At 65.4% G+C, this 17,397-nt stretch carries 19 protein-coding genes; 14 read left to right on the forward strand and 5 right to left on the reverse strand.

Annotation, left to right across the window (positions count from 1 at the left end; all coding sequences use genetic code 11):
• From IIB36_06145 to IIB36_06175, 7 genes are all read left to right on the forward strand, one after another.
• Positions 1-242 (forward strand): GNAT family N-acetyltransferase (locus IIB36_06145; GenBank protein MCH7531333.1); only part of this gene is annotated, 242 nt, incomplete at its 5' end.
• A 9-nt stretch (positions 243-251) separates the two neighbouring features.
• Positions 252-1,829 (forward strand): response regulator, encoded by a 1,578-nt coding sequence (locus tag IIB36_06150; protein MCH7531334.1) that lies wholly within the window; start codon positions 252-254, stop codon positions 1,827-1,829.
• Positions 1,826-3,682 carry an ABC transporter ATP-binding protein gene (locus tag IIB36_06155; GenBank protein ID MCH7531335.1) on the forward strand — a complete coding sequence of 619 codons (1,857 nt, stop codon included), beginning with the start codon at positions 1,826-1,828 and terminating at the stop codon, positions 3,680-3,682. Before IIB36_06150 ends, IIB36_06155 begins: the two co-directional genes overlap by 4 nt.
• A complete protein-coding gene (locus tag IIB36_06160) occupies positions 3,679-4,602 on the forward strand; it encodes a lysophospholipid acyltransferase family protein (protein MCH7531336.1) in 924 nt (307 codons plus the stop codon). Before IIB36_06155 ends, IIB36_06160 begins: the two co-directional genes overlap by 4 nt.
• Positions 4,603-4,726: 124 nt before the next feature.
• Complete coding sequence (locus IIB36_06165) at positions 4,727-5,482, forward strand: glycosyltransferase family 2 protein (protein ID MCH7531337.1); 756 nt, start codon at positions 4,727-4,729, stop codon at positions 5,480-5,482.
• Positions 5,479-6,408: a DUF3108 domain-containing protein gene (locus IIB36_06170; GenBank protein ID MCH7531338.1), complete on the forward strand. Its 930-nt coding sequence runs from the start codon at positions 5,479-5,481 to the stop codon at positions 6,406-6,408. Before IIB36_06165 ends, IIB36_06170 begins: the two co-directional genes overlap by 4 nt.
• A 70-nt stretch (positions 6,409-6,478) precedes the next feature.
• A complete protein-coding gene (locus tag IIB36_06175; protein MCH7531339.1) occupies positions 6,479-7,015 on the forward strand; it encodes an isoprenylcysteine carboxylmethyltransferase family protein in 537 nt (178 codons plus the stop codon).
• 6 nt (positions 7,016-7,021) lie between these two features.
• Here the strand turns inward: IIB36_06175 and IIB36_06180 are convergent, their stop codons facing one another.
• The 5 genes from IIB36_06180 to IIB36_06200 form a co-directional block, all read right to left on the reverse strand.
• Complete coding sequence (locus IIB36_06180; GenBank protein MCH7531340.1) at positions 7,022-7,570, reverse strand: hypothetical protein; 549 nt, start codon at positions 7,568-7,570, stop codon at positions 7,022-7,024.
• 33 nt (positions 7,571-7,603) lie between these two features.
• A complete protein-coding gene (locus tag IIB36_06185; protein MCH7531341.1) occupies positions 7,604-8,614 on the reverse strand; it encodes a glycosyltransferase family 9 protein in 1,011 nt (336 codons plus the stop codon).
• Between the two features lie 61 nt (positions 8,615-8,675).
• On the reverse strand, positions 8,676-9,455 hold the full coding sequence (locus IIB36_06190) for a hypothetical protein (protein ID MCH7531342.1): 780 nt from the start codon (positions 9,453-9,455) through the stop codon (positions 8,676-8,678).
• Entirely contained in the window at positions 9,452-9,871 is a 420-nt protein-coding gene (locus IIB36_06195) for a hypothetical protein (protein MCH7531343.1), read from the reverse strand. Before IIB36_06195 ends, IIB36_06190 begins: the two co-directional genes overlap by 4 nt.
• Positions 9,868-11,484 carry a hydantoinase B/oxoprolinase family protein gene (locus IIB36_06200; GenBank protein MCH7531344.1) on the reverse strand — a complete coding sequence of 539 codons (1,617 nt, stop codon included), beginning with the start codon at positions 11,482-11,484 and terminating at the stop codon, positions 9,868-9,870. The genes IIB36_06195 and IIB36_06200 overlap by 4 nt, the downstream gene beginning before the upstream one ends.
• A gap of 129 nt (positions 11,485-11,613) precedes the next feature.
• Here IIB36_06200 and IIB36_06205 point away from each other — a divergent pair, with 129 nt between their 5' ends.
• The 7 genes from IIB36_06205 to IIB36_06235 all read left to right on the forward strand — a co-directional run bounded on the left by IIB36_06205 (position 11,614) and on the right by IIB36_06235 (position 17,315).
• Positions 11,614-11,874: a hypothetical protein gene (locus tag IIB36_06205; GenBank protein ID MCH7531345.1), complete on the forward strand. Its 261-nt coding sequence runs from the start codon at positions 11,614-11,616 to the stop codon at positions 11,872-11,874.
• 237 nt (positions 11,875-12,111) lie between these two features.
• Positions 12,112-13,209 (forward strand): isoaspartyl peptidase/L-asparaginase, encoded by a 1,098-nt coding sequence (locus tag IIB36_06210; protein ID MCH7531346.1) that lies wholly within the window; start codon positions 12,112-12,114, stop codon positions 13,207-13,209.
• Positions 13,206-13,544 (forward strand): hypothetical protein, encoded by a 339-nt coding sequence (locus tag IIB36_06215; GenBank protein ID MCH7531347.1) that lies wholly within the window; start codon positions 13,206-13,208, stop codon positions 13,542-13,544. Before IIB36_06210 ends, IIB36_06215 begins: the two co-directional genes overlap by 4 nt.
• 123 nt (positions 13,545-13,667) lie before the next feature.
• The gene (locus IIB36_06220) at positions 13,668-14,780 is read left to right on the forward strand and encodes a tetratricopeptide repeat protein (protein MCH7531348.1); all 1,113 of its coding nucleotides are present in this window, start codon (positions 13,668-13,670) and stop codon (positions 14,778-14,780) included.
• Positions 14,780-15,433: a zinc ribbon domain-containing protein gene (locus IIB36_06225; protein MCH7531349.1), complete on the forward strand. Its 654-nt coding sequence runs from the start codon at positions 14,780-14,782 to the stop codon at positions 15,431-15,433. The genes IIB36_06220 and IIB36_06225 overlap by 1 nt, the downstream gene beginning before the upstream one ends.
• Positions 15,430-15,897, forward strand: a complete 468-nt coding sequence (locus tag IIB36_06230; GenBank protein MCH7531350.1) for a hypothetical protein — start codon at positions 15,430-15,432, stop codon at positions 15,895-15,897. Before IIB36_06225 ends, IIB36_06230 begins: the two co-directional genes overlap by 4 nt.
• 353 nt (positions 15,898-16,250) lie before the next feature.
• Positions 16,251-17,315 carry an isocitrate/isopropylmalate dehydrogenase family protein gene (locus IIB36_06235; GenBank protein MCH7531351.1) on the forward strand — a complete coding sequence of 355 codons (1,065 nt, stop codon included), beginning with the start codon at positions 16,251-16,253 and terminating at the stop codon, positions 17,313-17,315.
• Positions 17,316-17,397 lie beyond the last annotated feature (82 nt).

Here is a 17,397-nt window from a genome sequence, read left to right on the forward strand (position 1 = left end):
ACATGTCACACGACACCTCGGGCGGCCTCGAGCATGTGGAGCGGCCGGTGGACGCGGTCATCACGCTGTGTGCCGAGGAAGTGTGCCCCCTCTGGCTCGAGGACGCGTGGCGAGCGCATTGGGGATTGCCGGACCCCGCGGACGCGGTGGGCGCAGAGGGGGTGAAGCTCCAGGCGTTCCGCGTGGTGCGCGAGGAGCTGAGGCGGCGGCTCGGCGTCGTATTCGCCCCGGGGGAAGTGTAGCTTCTCCCCATGATCAGCCAGAACCCACGGCCCGGGAAACGCATCCTTTGGGTCGACGACGAGATCGACCTTCTCAAGCCGCACCTGCTCTTCCTGCAGGCGCGTGGCTACCACGTCGACGCCATCGCAAACGGGGACGACGCGCTCGAGCTACTGCGTGACAACTCCTATGACCTGGTTCTGCTCGACGAGCAGATGCCCGGCCGTCGGGGGCTCGAAGTGCTGGAGATCATGAGGCGTCACAATCCCCACCAGCGCGTCGTGATGGTCACGAAGTCCGAAGAGGACCACACGATGACCGAGGCGATCGGGAGGCGTGTGGACGACTACCTCGTGAAGCCGACGAGCCCGCGACAGGTGCTGGCGGTGGTGACGCGCATTCTCGAAGGCTCGTCGATCCGGCAGCAGCAGGCAGCTCAGGACTTCGCGGCTCGCTTCGGCCGCCTCGCTTTGCTCCAGCAGGAAGCCGAGACGCCCGAGGACTTCGTGAAGGTCTTTACCGAGTTGGTGGACTGGCACATCCGGTTGGAGCGGGCGGGCGAGACCGGGCTGCTCGATACGGTCCGTTCGATCATGGACGACCTGAGGCGCGACTTCGGCGTGTGGGTCATCCGCAACTACGCGCGATGGATGGAGGACGCGGAGGACCGGCCGCGTCTGTCGGTCGACCTGGTTCGGGAGTTTCTGGTCCCGCGGCTCGGTTCGGACCCCGTGTACTTCGTGGTGCTCGACTGCATGCGGCTCGATCAGTGGAGGGTGATCTCGCCGCTGCTCGCGCAGTATTTCGACATGGACGAGACGTACCACTATTCGATTCTGCCGACTGCGACTCCCTACGCTCGAAACGCGATCTTCAGCGGACAGTATCCGGACGAAATCGCCAAGAAGCGTCCGGAATGGTGGGACGCCTCGGATGACGAGGGCAGCTTGAACGCATTCGAGGACCAGCTACTTGTCGAGCAGCTCAAGCGGCTCACGGGGCGGGACGTACCGGTTCACTACGAGAAGATCTTCTCGGACCGGCAGGGTGATCAGGTCCGCGCTCGGGTCAATTCGGCGCTCAAGACACCGGGCATCGTCATCGCGCTCGTCTTCAACTTCGTGGACCTCATGACCCACGGTCGGTCGGAGTCCCCGATCCTCATGGAGGTCGCCCGCGACGAGGCGGCGTTGAGGGACCTGACTCGAGCGTGGTTCGAGCGTTCCACGGCGTTTACGGTGCTCAAGGAGGCCGCGCTTCAGGGCCACAACGTGATCATGACGACTGATCATGGCTCGATTCTCTGCCAGCACCCGAGCACGGTTTTCGCGAGGCGCGATGCGACGAAGAATCTCCGCTACAAGTTCGGACAGGATCTGCGTGCCGAGGTGTCGACGACCGCGTACGCGACCAGGAACGAGAAACATCTGCGACTGCCGGCGGGCCGCCTCGGCATGACCTACCTCATCGCTCTCGAGGACTACTTCTTCGTCTATCCGACGAAGCTTCGGGAGTACCAGGCGCGCTACCGAAACTCGTTTCTCCACGGCGGCATCAGCCCGGAGGAAATGATCGTCCCGGTCGTGAGTCTCACTCCGAGGCAATGAACGCCGAAGCGCGCGCGTCGCTTGCGGCTTCCCCGTACCGTCGCGTTCTCTCGTATCTGAGACCGCACTCGGGCGTCCTATTCATGGCGATCGTCGCGACCGCCGTCTTCGCGGTACTCGACGCATCGGTCTACGTCCTGCTCATCCCCTTCATCGAAGCGCTCTTCGTGAGCGGAGGCGGTCCGCGCTCCGCGAGCGAGTCGGCAATGGAGAGGTTGCTCGACGGCACCGTCTACCGGTGGGTCGACCTCTCGGGAGATCCGCTCGCGGCGATCGGACGCATCATCATTCTGATCCTGCTCGTCTTCGCGGTGAAGAACTTCTTCCACTTCACGCGCACCTATCTGGTCGCGCGCGCGGAGCAGGGGGTCAACCGAGATCTGCGCAACGAGGTGTACGACCATCTCGTCGAGCTCGACCTGACCTTCTTCAGTCGCGTGCGCATGGGTCAGATCGTGAGCCGCCTCACGACCGAGGTCGAGCAGATGCGAACGCTCGTGACCGCCGAATTTTCCAAGCTCCTATCGGCGGTCTTCGAGTTTGCGGTGGCGGTCGTCTTGATGGTCTTGATCTCGTGGCGACTTACGCTCGCGGCGTTCGTCGTGATTCCCGGGGCGATGATCATCTGGGGTCCGTTGGTGAACGTGCTGAGGCGGCGGGATCGGCGCGTATTGCATCTGGGCGGGGAGATCGCCGCGCATGTGCAGGAGACGCTCACCGGCATTCGGCTCGTGAAGTCTTCGTCCGCCGAGCAGCGCGAGAAGGAGCGCTTCCGGGGTCTGACCGGGGACTACTTCAGGCACTTTCTGCGAGCCGAATTCGCGCGTGCGCTCGCCGCGCCGATGACAGAAATGCTGGCCGCGTCCGGCACGGTGATCCTGCTCTGGTTCGGTGCTCGGCTCGTCGTGGCGGGGGAGCTCACGGGGGCGATGTTCGTCGGATTTCTCGGACTTTCGATGAAACTGTATTCGCCCGTGAAGAACGTGGCCAAGTTCCCGGCGACCGCCCAGCCGGGTCTCGTGGCGGCGGAGCGGGTGTTCGAGTTCCTCGACGCACCGGTCGAGATCAAGGACGCGCCCGGTGCCCAGAGGCTGGAAACGTTCGAATCCGTGATCGCGTTCGAGGACGTTTCGTTCTCCTACCGTGAAGGTGAGCCCGTTCTCCGCGATGTGTCCTTGAGCGTCGAGCGCGGCGATGTAGTCGCGCTCGTCGGACCCAGTGGAGCCGGCAAGACGACGCTCGTCGACTTGCTCGGCCGCTTCTTCGAGGTCGGCTCGGGTCGTATCACGATCGACGGGGTCGACGTCCGCGACGTGCGCTTGGCGGACCTGCGAGCGCTCATGGGCGTGGTGTCCCAGGAAACGGTTCTCTTCCACGACTCCGTGCGGGCGAACATCGCCTACGGGCGCCCGGAGGCGTCACAAGCGGAAATCGAGGCCGCGGCGATCGCGGCCCACGCGCACGAGTTCATCGCCGAGATGCCGGACGCATACGATACCCTCGTGGGCGAACGCGGCGTGGAGGTCTCGGGCGGCCAGCGACAGCGCATAGCGATCGCCCGGGCCCTGCTGCGCGACCCACCGATCCTCGTCTTCGACGAGGCGACCAGCTCGTTGGATACCGAGTCGGAACGCCTCATTCAGGACGCGATCGAGCGGCTCATGGAAGGCCGCACGGTTTTCGTGATCGCGCACAGGCTCTCGACGGTGCAGCGCGCGGACCAGATTCTGGTGATGGACGGCGGACGCATTGTCGAGCGGGGAGACCACGCGACTCTCCTCGCCCGGGCCGGGCTGTACCGCCGCCTGTACGACCTCCAGTTCGACGCGGGGGCCCTGGCCGGCAGCACGTGACCGCGAAACCCGTCCGGCATCGCTTGGAGTACGGAGCCTTCAGTTTGGTCACCGCGCTCTTCTTCGTGATGCCCGAAAGGGGTGCCGTTGCGCTTGCGACCTTCTTGGGATGGCTGGCGGGCAGCGTGCTGCGGATTCGGCGAACGGTGGTCGACGAGCACCTCGTGCTTGCGTTCCCCGATCGACCTCGCGGCTGGAGGAATCGCGTGGCGCGCGCCAGCTACGTGCATCTCGCGCGCGAGTGGATGGCCACGTTCCGGCTCACGCGACTGGATCGGGACAAGATTCTCTCTCGCACGAACATGGTCGGCTTCGACGCGTTCAAGGCGGCGGTCGAGGAGGGGAAGGGCGTGGTGCTCATGACCGGACACCTCGGGAACTGGGAGTTCTGTGCGGCGGGCTTCACCGCGAGGGGTATTCCCCTGGACGCGGTCGCGAAGAGCATGGCCAATTCGGAGTTCGGCGCCGCGTTGATCGAGGCGCGCGAGCGGATCGGGATGGGCGTCATCGACGTGGACGAGGCGCCGCGAGGGGTGCTGCGAAGTCTGCGCGCGGGGCGCGTCGTGGCGATGCTGGCCGATCAGAACGCCCATCGCGGCGGGATTTTCGTGCCGTTCTTCGGGAAGCTCGCGTCGACGGCGCGGGGTCCGGCTGTCTTCGCGCTCCGCACCGGTGCTCCTATGTTTCTGGGCATCCCGCTTCGCGATCCGGGTTGGAAGCAGGAGTACACGGTCGAGCTGCGCCGCATCGACTTCCAGCCGTCCGGCAGCCTCGATGCGGACGTGCAGGCGCTGACCGCGGTACACACGGCGGCGCTGGAGCAGGCCATAGGGGAGGCTCCGGAGCAGTACTTTTGGCAGCACAAGCGCTGGAAAAAGCGCCCTGAGGGGGAGCCGCTGAAGGAGGGGGAGCCGCTGTAGGAGCGATGGAACTTCGGAACGCAGGAACCGCGCTTGTGCCTCCCGGTATAAGCCGTCGATCGGTGACTCGGGACTCCGTGCACCGGCGACGGCTAGGTTGATCCCTCACGGCGATGACGGCCCCGTGATCTACGTCTGCATCCCAGCGCACAACGAAGCCTCGACCATCGGCGTCCTTCTGTGGAAGGTGCGTCGCGTTCTCGGCGAGTTCGATCGGGACTACCGGATCGTCGTGCACGACGATGCGTCCACGGACGATACCCAGGCGGTGCTCGAACGCTACAGGCGGGCGGTACCGCTCACGGTCCTCAAGTCCGACGAGCAGATCGGCTACAGCGCCTCGGTGGAGAAGCTGCTCCGTCACGTCGTGAAGGAGGCGCCCTACCCAAAACGTGATTGCGCTGTCGTGCTGCAGGGGGACTTCACGGAAGATCCCGAGGACGTCGTGGGGCTCGTAAGGGTGCTCGAGGGCGGGGCCGACATCGTCGCGGGAGCGATCGAGGAGGGTGATCGCCCTCTGCCGCGCGCGGTCCGCCTGGTTCGCGCGCTTGCGCGCGCGCTTCTGCGTGGCGTGGTCGCGCGGGCGCCCGTGTCGGACCCCCTGAGCGGCTTGCGCGCCTACCGGGTGATCGTGCTCAAGAAGGCGCTGCGCGATCGCCCGGTGGAGGAGCCGCTCTTGGAGTCGGAGGGGTGGGCCTCGAACGTCGAGCTGCTCGGCAGGCTCGCGCCCCACGCACGCCGCATCGCCGAGTCGCCGCTCGGACTCCGCTATGACCTACGGCTACGCGAGTCGCGCTTCAGGCCTTGGAAGACCTTCATGGATCTGGCCCGCCTGCGCGGGGCGACTCTGTGGTCTTCGCTCGGCACGGAAACGGTATGAGTGCCGTCGTGCTGCGCGGCAGGTGGGCTGTGCTCGGCGGCCTCGCGCTGTCCGCGCTCGTTCTTCCGCCGTCGTTGCTCTCACAAGACAACGAGGATGCGCGGGACCCCGTGGCGACTCTCGACAGCCTCGCCGCCCTATACCCGACGAACGAGCTCGCGGCCGCGGTTCCGTTCGGGCCCGGGGAGCAGATGCGCTACCGGGTCGAGATCGGTTGGTTCGACGTTGGCGAAGGCCACATGACGGTCGAGGCGCTCGACAGCGTGCGCGGCAACAGCACCTACCGCGCGACGATGGAGATCGACGCCGGCATACTGGGCCTCAGAGTGCACGATATCTACACGACGTTCTTCGACGTGAGCACGCTGCAGAGCTGGCGGTTCCTGCGCGAGATGAACCAGGTGACGTACCACGCAACCCGTCACTACGAGTTCTATCCCGAAGAGGGCATTTGGGAGAACGAGGACAAGGAAGAGGGGCACAAGGACAGGTTCGGTCCGCTCGGGTCGTCCCTCCCGCTCGACGACATCTCCCTTATCTACTTCCTGCGCCAGATGCCGCTCGAGGTAGGAAAGACCTACACGCTGTCGCGCTACTTCAAGAAGGACGGTAACCCGCTCGTGATCAAGGTCCTGCGCAAGGAACGGAAAAAAGTCGACGCTGGCGAGTTCGACTGCATCGTCGTGCAGCCGATCATCCAGACGAGCGGCATGTTCTCCGAGGGTGGCGAAGCAGAGATCTGGCTCAGCGACGACGACCGTCGGCTGATGGTCTACATGAAGAGCAATATCCAGGGTTTCCCGGGCGCGCTGGAGCTGTACCTGAAGGAGTATCGGCCGGGCGTGCCCCTGCACCCCGACTCGAGGGTGGAGGCTGCGGAGGCTAGGGAAGCCCGCGCCGAGGCAGACGCAGCCGTCGGTCGGTGACGGGCGGGCTAGCTCGAGACTCGCTCTTTCTCCGCGGTAGCTCGTCGACGCCAATGGCGATCCGATGGGGATGAGACGGGTCCGGACCAAGATGGTCTGGCTGCTCGTCCTCCCGTTTCTCTGGTTTGCGCAGCCCACGCGCGGACTGCTCATTCTCGGCGCTGCGCTCGCCGCCGGTGGCTTGTTCATCCGCGGCTGGGCCGCGGGAACCATCCGCAAAGACGAGGACCTCACGACCTCGGGCCCGTACGCGTACATGCGGAATCCGCTGTACGTCGGCAGCTTTCTCATCGGGCTCGGCGTCACGCTCGCGGGTGGGCACTGGATCTGGCCCGCGCTCTTCTTCGCTTTCTATGTCGGCGTGTACGGGCGCACGATGTCCCAAGAGACCGAACTGCTCACCCAACTCTTCGGTGATCGCTTCTTATCCTACGCGCAGAACGTGCCGGCGCTGCTACCTAGGCTGACGCCGTATCGACCGGAACAGTCCGACGTGGCCGGCGGCTTCCGCCTGGCCCAGTACAAGCGCAACAATGAGTGGGAAGCGCTGCTCGGGGCGGGCGCCGCGTTCGCGTTTCTCGCTACGAAGCGGATGTGGCTCGGCTGAGTAGCTCTACGCTCTGCACCGACCCACCCCTCGGTGTGCCACGCTCCCGGACCGTCCAGCGTCGGCAACGTGTCCAACTTCGGATGCGGCCACGGCGTCACGTACCAGTACCAGCTCTCGTAGCCACCGCCCATCGGCGCCATCCCGATGCCGATGGTTTTCGACGCATGTGAGTCCTCTCCCCGTTCGACCGTGACGAGCGTCGCGATATCGAAGTGGTGGGGCCAGCAGCCACTCATGTCCCTCCTCTCGCGTCTTCCCGGCGAGCGGAAGCGAGCCGAGCGGCTCGTCGGTTTGGTCGAGCAACAGGAGGGTCAGGTCCGCAGGCCGTAGCCCCACGCGGAAGGGGTATGCACCCGCGAACGGCTCTCCCATGAACTCTCGTCGAGACGCGTCCCACGTCATGGCACGGTGGCTGTCGTCCTCGCGGGGTTCCGCGAAGCTCTGGCCGGCCGCGGCGATGAACTGGGCAGCCCAGTGGAGCTCGAGCGTCGCGTTCGTGAGATCGGCTGGTGCGACCGCCCCGAGGCGGGTCCAGGCGTCGGATGCCGACATTCGAGGTCCTCCAAAGGGGCTACACGAGAGCTACTACACGCGTACGTATCGCTCCATCGCGAGCGACACTTTCTCCAACACGGCATCCACAGTGATGCGTTGCATGCCCTCGCGATACGTCGACGTGACGGGGTATTGCTCACCAGGGTACTCGGCGTACCCGTCCACGATGAGATCCTCGAAGGCGCGATACGGTCCCAGCCGCTTCGGGTTCGTGTAGCCGTACAGCCCCACGACTGGCGTTTCGAGTGCGCGACTTATGTGCAGCGGGCCGGTATCTGGGCTGATGAGCAGCGCGCTCCCCTCGAGGATCCACACGAGCTTTCTGACATCGTCACCGAGTGCGTCGACGACGCTCGCACCGGTCGATGCGATCACCTCGTCGGCGATGCGCCGCTCGACGGGTGAGGGCCCGCCGATGATGACCGGCCGCAGACCGTGCTCGCTCTCGATCTGCTCCAGCACGCGAGCATAACCCTCGGCGTTCCAGTTCTTCTCGAGCTTGCTCGTGCCCAGCACCACCGCGCAGGCCGGCCGGTCGAGCTCGGTGAAAAAAGCGGTCTGCGCCGCGCGCTCCTCCTCGGAAAGACGAATGTCCCACGCCAACGGCTCGGGGTCGACGCCCAGGTACTCCAGGAACTCCAAGTACTGATCCTGGACGTGACGTTGACCTCTGGCGGGAATGCGCCGGTTCGTGAAGAGCCACTGCGCGTCCCGCGCGCGGGCGCGGTCGAAGCCGAGCTTCACGTCCGCGCTGGTCATTGCCGTGATCACGCCTGCCTTGAAGTAGACCTGCAAGCCGATGAGCAGATCGAAGTGGCGCCCGGCCATGGCGCGCCGCACGTCCAGGAATGCCTTCAACCCCCCGAGCCCGCGCCGGCGATGGAAGATCACGAAGTCATCGATCGCCGGATGGCCGTCGACGAGCTGGTGCGGAACAGGCTGGATCACCCACGTGATGCGGCACTCGGGCCACGCTCGCTTGAGGGCGTTCGCTACCGGCAGCACGTGTACCGCGTCGCCGAGCGCAGAGAGCATCACCATGCACACCTCGCGAGGCGGCGGTCCCGACCAGGCAGAAGTCATTAGTGCCCCGTCCCGGACACTAGCTCTCCCCGAAGCCGTCACGAAGCGCTCGCCAACACCCGTCCGATAGCTCGACGGCGTGCCGATCAGCGAGCCTTCGCAGGGAGCGCTCGAGCCGCCCACGCATGAAGTGGTGGGGGCCGGGAGCCGCCTGTGGCAGGATGTTGCAGCGATCCAGGTCGATCACGTGCGCCTCAATCTCTCCGAGGTGAATGCGAAGGAGGATGTTGCCGGCGTTGACGTCCGGATGCAGGACACGCGCGTCCTCCAGCTTGCGGACGACCTTCCCCGCGACGTGGAGGGCCTTCTCGACATCGACCTGGCTATCGCTGTTCCCGAAGAGGAGGTCTGCGAGACTTTCCGCGTCCGGGATGAGTTCGGTCGCGAGGTCGGCTCGATAGAACATGCCGGCGGAGTACGTGGCCCCGGCCACGACCGCCGGGGTCGGAACTCCCCGTTTCCGGGCTTCCACGCTCGCTTTCAGCTCGCGGACCGGACGGCTGTCCCCCCCCGCGGCTAGATATCGGTCGTCCAGGTACCGTGCCACCGCGCCGCCCCTACGGTAGTGACGCACCGCCCAGTGGTCCCGGCGGTCGGGGCCGAGCGTGGGGGCCGGAACCGCGTGGACCGTGCCGCGGCCGGTGAAGGACACTACGTGGTCATGTCCGGCTGCCCACCCGTGCAGAGTGTTCCCCCCTGCGAGGGTCGCGGCGAGCCAGTCCGCGCCGGCGGACCACACGAAGCCCTCCGAGTCGATGTCGGAGCGCACCTCGTATCCCTCCGCGCCACGGAGGATCACGCCTCCGCGGCCTCGTCGGAATCCTCGATGAGGAAGATCCCGGGGCCCTGGAGCGTCTGTCCCTTCACTTTGACGCGAAAGGTGTACTGTCCGGCGTGCGGGAAGACGACGCCTTCCATGGGCATGATGAGCTGACTTCGCGACGGCGGGTGCCCAGGCGCTTGCGCACGCACCTGGGTCTCGCCCTCGACCGTGAGAGAGATGTTGCCCTCATCGTCCTCCAGGTCTGCCTTGAAGAGATAGCGGCCCTCGTCGCTCGCGTCCCATTCGAGCACGAGCACGAGGACCAACTGGTCCTGCTGAGCCGGAAAGCCTGGCGCGGACAGGTCGCTGTAGACGCCGTGCAGGTCGATCTTCCCCTCAGGGGTCGGACGCGCGTCGTCGCAGATCGCGGAGAAACGGATTTGAGCGCTCATGATTCGCTTTGAGAAGGCTCTTCGGGAGCGACGCCCCACCCGCCGCCGCCAGGCGACCGGATGCTGATCACGTCGCCGGCGCTGACTGAGAATGTCGTTTTCCCGGGAAGGCGCTCCTCCACTCCGTCACGGATGAGGACGTTCTCGCCTGGCGCGCCGTCTTCACCCCCCTGAGCGCCGGCCGGACCGACGGTCCGTCGTTCGCACAGGAGCGTCACGCGGGCCGGGGCCAGCAGCATGAGGTCGCGCCTCAGGCCGTCCCCACCTCGGTGGAGCCCCGCACCGCCCGAGCCCCTCCGGATGCCGTAGTGGGTCACGCGGTAGGGATACGCGTGCTCGAGTGCCTCGATCGGCGTGTTGAGCGAGTTGGACATGTGGCAGTGCACACCGGAGAGGCCGGGTCCCGTCGGGCCCGCGCCCATCCCCCCTCCCACCGTTTCGTAGTATGCGAAGGCCTTGCCGTTGCGGGGGTCGACGCCACCCACCGTGATGTTGTTCATCGTGCCTTGAGACAGCGCCGGCATAAGCTCGGGAAGCGCGACCCCGAAGGCCCGCATGAGCACGTCGGTGATGCGCTGACTCGTCTCGACGTTTCCAGCCGCGACCGATGCCGGTAGCGCCGCGTTTACGAGGGACCCGTCGGGCAGCTCCATCGTGACCGCGGACATCGAGCCGCCTCCCGCTGGGAGCGGCTCACCGAGCAACGCCTCCACGACGCACCGGACGACATAGCGGACGGCCGAAGACGTGATCGCGGCGACCGCGTTGATGCCGCCGGGCACCTGGGGTGACGTCCCGGTGAAGTCGATGACGAGCCTCGGGCCTTGCACGGTCAGCGAGACCCTGATCGGGACCGGTCCCGAGCCGAAGCCGTCATCTTCCATGAAGTCCTCGGCCTCGTACCGCCCATCGGGAATCATCTCGAGCCCGGCCTCGACCAGGCGATCGGCATACTCGATGAGCGCGTCCATGGCAGCGAGGGTGTCGTCGACCCCGCGCCGTTGGGTAATCTCGAGCAGCCGGGTCGAACCCGCGTGCAGCGCCCCGAGCTGAGCGTCGAGGTCCCCAGCGCGCTCCACGGGCGTGCGTACATTGGCGAGCAGCGTCTTCCACAGGTCGTCGTTCAAGACGCCCGCGCGGTACAGTCTCACCGGAGGGATGCGAATGCCCTCCTCGAAGATCTCCCTCGCGAGTGGCATCGAGCCCGGTGTGGAGCCACCGACGTCACTGTGGTGCGCGCGCGAGGCCACGTAACCGAGCAGGCGGGTCTCGGGGCCGTGGACCGCTGAGATGAGCGTGATGTCCGGCAGGTGCGTCCCGCCCCGGAACGGATCGTTGACGCATACCACGTCGCCCGGGTCCAGGCTCCCGAGCTCCTCGAGGGCCGCCTCCACGCTCATCGGCATCGCACCGAGGTGCACCGGCATGTGGTCGCCCACCGAGACCGCGGACCTGGCCGGATTGAAGAGCGCGCACGAGTAATCCTGGCGCTCTTTGATGTTCGGCGAGAACGAGGCGCGCTTCAGGGCGGCGCCCATTTCTTCCGCCAAGGCAGTGAAGAGATGGCGGAAGACTTCGAGCGCGACTGCGTCGGACGCCGAGGGTATGGACACGTGTATGGCTTGGGTTTGGCCGATAAGGTGATCGCGGTTACGTTATCAGGCTAATGAAGAAACCTAGCTAATGAAGACCACAAACGGCGCGCGGAATGCGCGCTCATGAAACGATAAGCGGAGACTGGTTTGGGCAAAGAGAAACTCATGGAGCGGGCACGCGACGAGCTGTTTAGCCACATCAACCGTTGCGGCGTCCTGCAGGCCGAAGATGACGACAAAAAGCATTGGATGGATGAGACCATCGACTATATCGGCGAGCGTTACCCCGATCTGACCGATGGCGATTTGACGGGTCTCCGCGAGATCGGAATCCGATTCTGCCAGCCGGCCATCCCGCATGGCGCCGGCAGTGCCTCGAAGAAGCTGGACGACGCAACCGTGGCGTAACGCCGGTTCGCGAACTTCACGCAGGGGCGCGGGGAGCCGCGGGGAGCCGCGGGGAGCCTATGGGGCCTCCCGTGCCCCCTTTTTTTAGCTTCTGACTTTCAAGACGTTCGTGCTCGCCCAGCGGCGGCGAATCCTCCCAAATCCTCGGCTTTTTGTGTCGGCTTTTTGGGTGGCGAGGAGTTGGCTTCCCGCATATACTTCCGGCCGCTCGTCGCTGGATTTACCGAGGAGGACTCCATGGGCAGTAGGCGTAATTTCATCAAGACGTCGGCGGGAGTGGGTGCGGTCGCGGCTCTCGGCGTGTTTCCCAAGAGCCTGCAAGGCGCGCCGGCCGTGGTGATTCGCCGGGTGACGCCGACGTGCGTCGCGTCCGCGAACGGACTCCGTGCGGTCAGCCGGGCGATCGAAGAGCTCGCGAACGGAGCGGAAACGATCGACGCGATCGTGCGTGGCGTGAACCTCGTGGAAGAAGACCCGAACGACACGTCGGTCGGGTACGGGGGACGGCCCAACCAGGACGGGGTCGTCCAGCTCGATTCCTCCCTCATGCACGGACCCACGCGCGGTGCCGGTGCGGTCGCCGCGATCGAGGGTGTCAAGCGACCTTCGCTCGTCGCGCTCGACGTGATGCGCTACACCGATCACCACTTGCTCGTAGGTGAGGGTGCGCAGCGCTTCGCGAGGTCGATGGGGCACAAGATCGAGGATCTGCTGACCGAGGAAACCCGTCGACGTTGGATCGAATGGAGGGCGCGCCTGAGCGATCAGGACGACTACCTGATGCCGGCGGAGTCCAGCGAGCGTGTGACGCGGTTCCGCGAGCCTGAAGAGTTCGGCGACAGCCTGCTCGACTCTCACGACGGCTTTCGCCCTCAGGGTACCATCAACTGCGACATTGTCGACGCGAACGGCGACCTGTCCTCGGTCACCACGACCTCGGGTCTCGCGTATAAGATCCCCGGTCGCGTGGGCGACTCCGCCATCATCGGCGCGGGCCAGTACTGCGACAACGACGTGGGGGCCGCCGGATCGACGGGACGCGGCGAGGCGGTCATCAAGACGTGTGGCAGCTACACGGTCGTCGAGTTCATGCGCAACGGCATGCATCCGAAGGACGCGTGCCTGGAAGCGCTTCGCCGAATCGTGCACGTGACCGTGGAGTCCCGTCTCATTCGGGAGGACGGCCTTCCCAACTTCGGCGTGAACTACTATGCCGTGAACAAGAACGGTGAGTACGGCGGCGCCGCGATCTATTCGGGCGCGCGGTTCGCCGTGAGCGTGGACGGAGACTCGAGGCATGAGGACTCCGCCTATCTCTTCGAGCGCGCGCAATGACGGATGTGCTGCAGATAGACGACGAAAAGCGAGTGCTGAAGCAGTACTATGGCGGTGTCCAGATGGACTCCCCGAACGGGGGCTTCCTCATGGTACTCGGAATCCGACCTGGCGAGGGCGGCACCGCAGTGTGCTTGCTGGAGTGCAGCGTCTCGTCGCTCCGCTACCGGATCGTGATCCCCAAGGCCACGAAAACCGAGCGCAGGAAGGTCAAGGACGTACTGGATGCGGGCGACGATCCCGACTGTCCGCGCCATGGCCCTGGCACGCGCCTCGTCCGGGCAGGGAAGAACTTCGTCTGCAACTCCTGCGGAGTGGCGTATGCCCGCGCATAGCGGTCCGCGGAAGGCATCGAACCGTCTCATTTCCAGGGTGGTACGAGCTAAATCCGCGCATTAGATTGCTCTAGAAATCTCTCATTCGCGTCGACCTGCGGCGGTCGGCAAGGAGCTTCCTACATGCCCGACCGATTCCTCAGTTCAGAGGAATACGACGAGCAGGCGCACAAGCTCTACAATGATGGCGACTATGACGGGGCCCTCGAGATGCTAAAAGAGGGCCTCTCATTATATCCCAACGACGTTGAGCTCTACGTCGGCCTGGGATATGCGCGATTGGCGAGAGAGGAGTATGCCTGGGCTCGGAAGGCTTTCGAGCAGGCGGCCGTCCTAGATGGCGCCCACGAAGATGCCTTGGTCGGCCTCGGCGAGACCTTGCTCCGTTTCGGTGAGCAAGAGCGCGCGCTGAAGCTCTTCGATGAAGTCGCGGCCATGGGGTACGATGACGACATCGAGCTCATGCTCACGATGGGGCGCGCGCTGTACCGCGAGGCGCTCTATTCCCAGTGCCGAGACGTCTTCGCGAAGGCCGCCGCCGCCCGACCCGATAGCGCAGATGCCGCTGCCTCGCTCGGCTATGCGCTGCATCGACTCGGAGACGATGTCGGCGCGGGTCGCCAGATTCGCAGGGCGCTACGCCTCGATCCCGACCTGCACGAGGCGCGCGTCTATCTCGGTCACCTCTTGTACGACCGGGGCGACTGGGAAGGCGCGCTGCGCGAGCTCGAGCGTGTGCCCCCGCAGGAGCACTGGGATGCGCTTGCCGTGTGGAGGCTCATGGAGCTGAAGCGCGCGCTTTGGCATCTGGACGCCGGTGACTCACGGTTGTCGCCGTGGGAGCGGCGTCTGCGGGAACTCGAAGATCTCGACGACCCGATCGATCGGCTCTTGGCCGAGGTCGAGTCGCAGATGCGAGGCGCGGAGCCCGGTGCCTACTTCGATCCCAGCCAGCTCGAACTCTTCGAGCGGAGCCAGTCGGGAGAGTCGGAGGGCCGACACGTCGTGCGGCTCACGGACGGACACCAGGTGCGTGGGACCTGGCATGAAATTGTTCGACAGATGAGAGACCAGGCAGGCTTTTCGCATGAGACGATTGCACACTACATGCGTCGACTCGCGGAGCGCTGGCATGAGCAGAGTGGTGTGGAGATCCCGTTCGCCGACCCCGAGTCGTTCCTGAGAGCCGCCGTCGAGGCGGGGTTGGTGCGGCTGGAGGTCGAATCGGAGGAGTGATGGGCGAGACCGAACAAGTACTCTCGAGGTTCTACGGCGTACTCGTCGACGAGATTCGTGCGCAACGGCCCGACGATCTCACGGGGCCGTTCACGGTCGCGGAGATCTACCAGAACCTCGTTCCGTACGGTTCGCACCGCGACCGCATCGGTGTGGAGATGAACGGTGACTACGAAGACGCTCTGCTGCGTCTGCTCGCGGGGGAGGGCGGCTACCTGATCCTCGAGTCCGAGGCGGCGCTCCGGAACCTGCGCGAAGAGCTCGAGTCCTCGAACCCCAACACCGGCCTGTACCGCGAGTATGCTGCTGTGGACGTGCGCCTCAATTCCGACCGGCTCGGTGGACAGGAGGTCGCTTCCCAGGAGGTCCCCGTGGACGATCCGAGCTCGGACGAGCCGGAGGGCGATGTCGACGCGGGCCTTGTCAGCGCCGCCGGGGACGAGTCGGCTGAGGAGGCGTCGGAATCCGAGTCCGACGGCGAACCGCTGACCGCCTGCCGCTGGTGCCGGGCCGATCTCCCGCAGAGGGGCACGCTGAACTTCTGCCCGTTCTGCGGCATGGACGTGCACGTCGTGCCCTGTCTGGGGTGCGGCGAGGAGTTGGCGCCGGAGTGGCGTTTCTGCGCGGCCTGCGGCGCCGAGGTCCAAGCTTGAGAGGAGCGCTCCGTCAGAGGCCCTTTCTCTGTGCGCTCCTGATCGCCGCCGCCGGCACGTCGTGTCAGGTGGACTCCGAGTTGCAGCCGGATGAAGTGCTGCGCTCGGAACTCGGATTGACCGATCGTGACGAGGTTCACCGTGTGGTAATCACGGGAGGGGACGTCGAGCTGGCCGAGCCGCAGGCCACCACTATTCAGCCCGGAGCCTACCTGGAGTTCGTGACGGGTGACTGGTTCGTGCATGAGATCATCTTCGAACTCGACTCCTTGCTTCCGGAAGCTCGGGCGTTCTTGGAGAGAACGGACCAGGTCGCGTCGCCTCCGCTACTGCGGTTGGACAGCAGGTACGTGGTGGACTTCGAGGGTGGCCCTCCCGGCCGGTATCCGTTCGTCCTGGAGGGCAGTGGCGCCGCGGGGCACGGGGTGGTAGTGGTCAAAGTGAAACCCTCAGAAGGCTGTTGAAGAAGTACAGTGGGTCGCGCACATGGTGCTTGCGCGCGTTCAGGCAAGGAACGACGAGGAGTCGTAGCAGGGCGGGCACCGCCGCCGAAGGCGGTGGTCCGACGAGGAGAGACGATGGATCAACCGCGCAACCACCATGTGCCCAACACCGTGGCTGATAGGAACATACGAGTCTGTGGGTTGGGGTGGCACGGCCCCATCTCCGTCGTTGGAGCTCCTAGCCGTAGCGACGGCTATGGCGTCGTTGCTCCGCGACCCGCGCGTTGCGCGTGTGCCCTCTGGGGCCGTGGCATCCCGGGGACCCGTGCGTTAGCACGGGTGGCGGCCCGCTGTACTTCTTCAACAGCCTTCTAATGCCCAGAGTCGCGCTCATTCCCGGAGACGGTATCGGCGTCGAGGTCGTGCGCGAGGCTCGCCGCCTGCTGGAGGCGTTGAACGCGCCCGAGGGTCTCGGCTTGCAGCTGGACGACTGGGACCTCGGTGCGGAGCGGTACCTGCGCGAGGGTGTCACGATCACGGACGAGGAGTTTGCTGCGCTCGCCGAGTACGATGCCGTGCTCTTGGGGGCCCTGGGTGACCCACGCGTGCCCGGCAACGAGCACACGAAGGACATTCTGCTCGGCATGAGGTTCAAGCTCGACCTGTACGTGAACTTCCGGCCGTGCGTGCTGCTTTCGCCGGAGCTCTCGCCGCTCAGAGATCTAGCGGGCCCGCTGCGTTTGGAGCTCTTCCGCGAGAACACTGAGGGTGCCTATACGGGTATGGGGGGTAGCTTCAAGACGGGAACACCGGACGAGGTCGCGATCGAGGAAGACGTCAACACGCGAAAGGGGGTGGAGCGGATCATCCGGGCGGCCTTCGAGTTCGCGGACTCCCGTGGGCGTGGTCGCGTGACCTTGGTGGACAAGGCCAACGTCCAGAGGCATGCGGGCGGTCTTTGGCGTCGCGTCTTCGCGGAAGTGGGCGCCGGCTATCCGGACATAGACCAGGACGCGATGTATGTCGATGCCATGGTCATGGATCTGGTCCGGCGACCGGAGCGCTACGAAGTCATCGTAACGTCGAATCTCTTCGGTGATATCCTGAGCGATCTCGCCGCAGAAGTGACGGGCGGGCTGGGTCTCGCTCCTTCGGCCAATATCCATCCAGGACGGAACGCGCTGTTCGAGCCCGTGCACGGATCTGCCCCGGACATCGCGGGCACGGGAACCGCGAACCCCATTGGGGCGATTCGTTGCGTTTCGCTCATGCTCGACCACTTTGGTCGTTCTGACCTTGCGGAGCGTGTGGAGGCTGCGGTTGCCGCCTCGGTAGCAGCGGGGAGGACTACCCCCGACCTGGGGGGGAAGCACTCGACGGAAGATGTCGGCCAGTGGATCACCGCGCATGTCGCGGGCCTCCGTGCCGCGAGCAACTAGAAGCGGACCGAGACATCTGACGGGGTGAACCGGCGGCGCCCTCGGGGGGTAGTTTGTGGTCCACGATTCTTGCATCTGATTC

The sequence above is a fragment of the Gemmatimonadota bacterium genome (assembly GCA_022560615.1).
Taxonomy (GTDB): Bacteria; Gemmatimonadota; Gemmatimonadetes; order Longimicrobiales; family Gaopeijiaceae; genus UBA1138.

Bases quoted from the DNA above. Each gene is read 5' to 3' on its own strand.
- IIB36_06185 (MCH7531341.1), bottom strand. From the start codon at position 8,614: ATGGTGATGCTCTCTGCGCTCGGCGACGCGGTACACGTGCTGCCGGTA.
- IIB36_06220 (MCH7531348.1), top strand. From the start codon at position 13,668: ATGCCCGACCGATTCCTCAGTTCAGAGGAATACGACGAGCAGGCGCAC.
- IIB36_06150 (MCH7531334.1), top strand. From the start codon at position 252: ATGATCAGCCAGAACCCACGGCCCGGGAAACGCATCCTTTGGGTCGAC.
- IIB36_06235 (MCH7531351.1), top strand. From the start codon at position 16,251: ATGCCCAGAGTCGCGCTCATTCCCGGAGACGGTATCGGCGTCGAGGTC.
- IIB36_06175 (MCH7531339.1), top strand. From the start codon at position 6,479: ATGAGACGGGTCCGGACCAAGATGGTCTGGCTGCTCGTCCTCCCGTTT.
- IIB36_06215 (MCH7531347.1), top strand. From the start codon at position 13,206: ATGACGGATGTGCTGCAGATAGACGACGAAAAGCGAGTGCTGAAGCAG.
- IIB36_06155 (MCH7531335.1), top strand. From the start codon at position 1,826: ATGAACGCCGAAGCGCGCGCGTCGCTTGCGGCTTCCCCGTACCGTCGC.
- IIB36_06225 (MCH7531349.1), top strand. From the start codon at position 14,780: ATGGGCGAGACCGAACAAGTACTCTCGAGGTTCTACGGCGTACTCGTC.
- IIB36_06170 (MCH7531338.1), top strand. From the start codon at position 5,479: ATGAGTGCCGTCGTGCTGCGCGGCAGGTGGGCTGTGCTCGGCGGCCTC.
- IIB36_06180 (MCH7531340.1), bottom strand. From the start codon at position 7,570: ATGTCGGCATCCGACGCCTGGACCCGCCTCGGGGCGGTCGCACCAGCC.
- IIB36_06210 (MCH7531346.1), top strand. From the start codon at position 12,112: ATGGGCAGTAGGCGTAATTTCATCAAGACGTCGGCGGGAGTGGGTGCG.
- IIB36_06195 (MCH7531343.1), bottom strand. From the start codon at position 9,871: ATGAGCGCTCAAATCCGTTTCTCCGCGATCTGCGACGACGCGCGTCCG.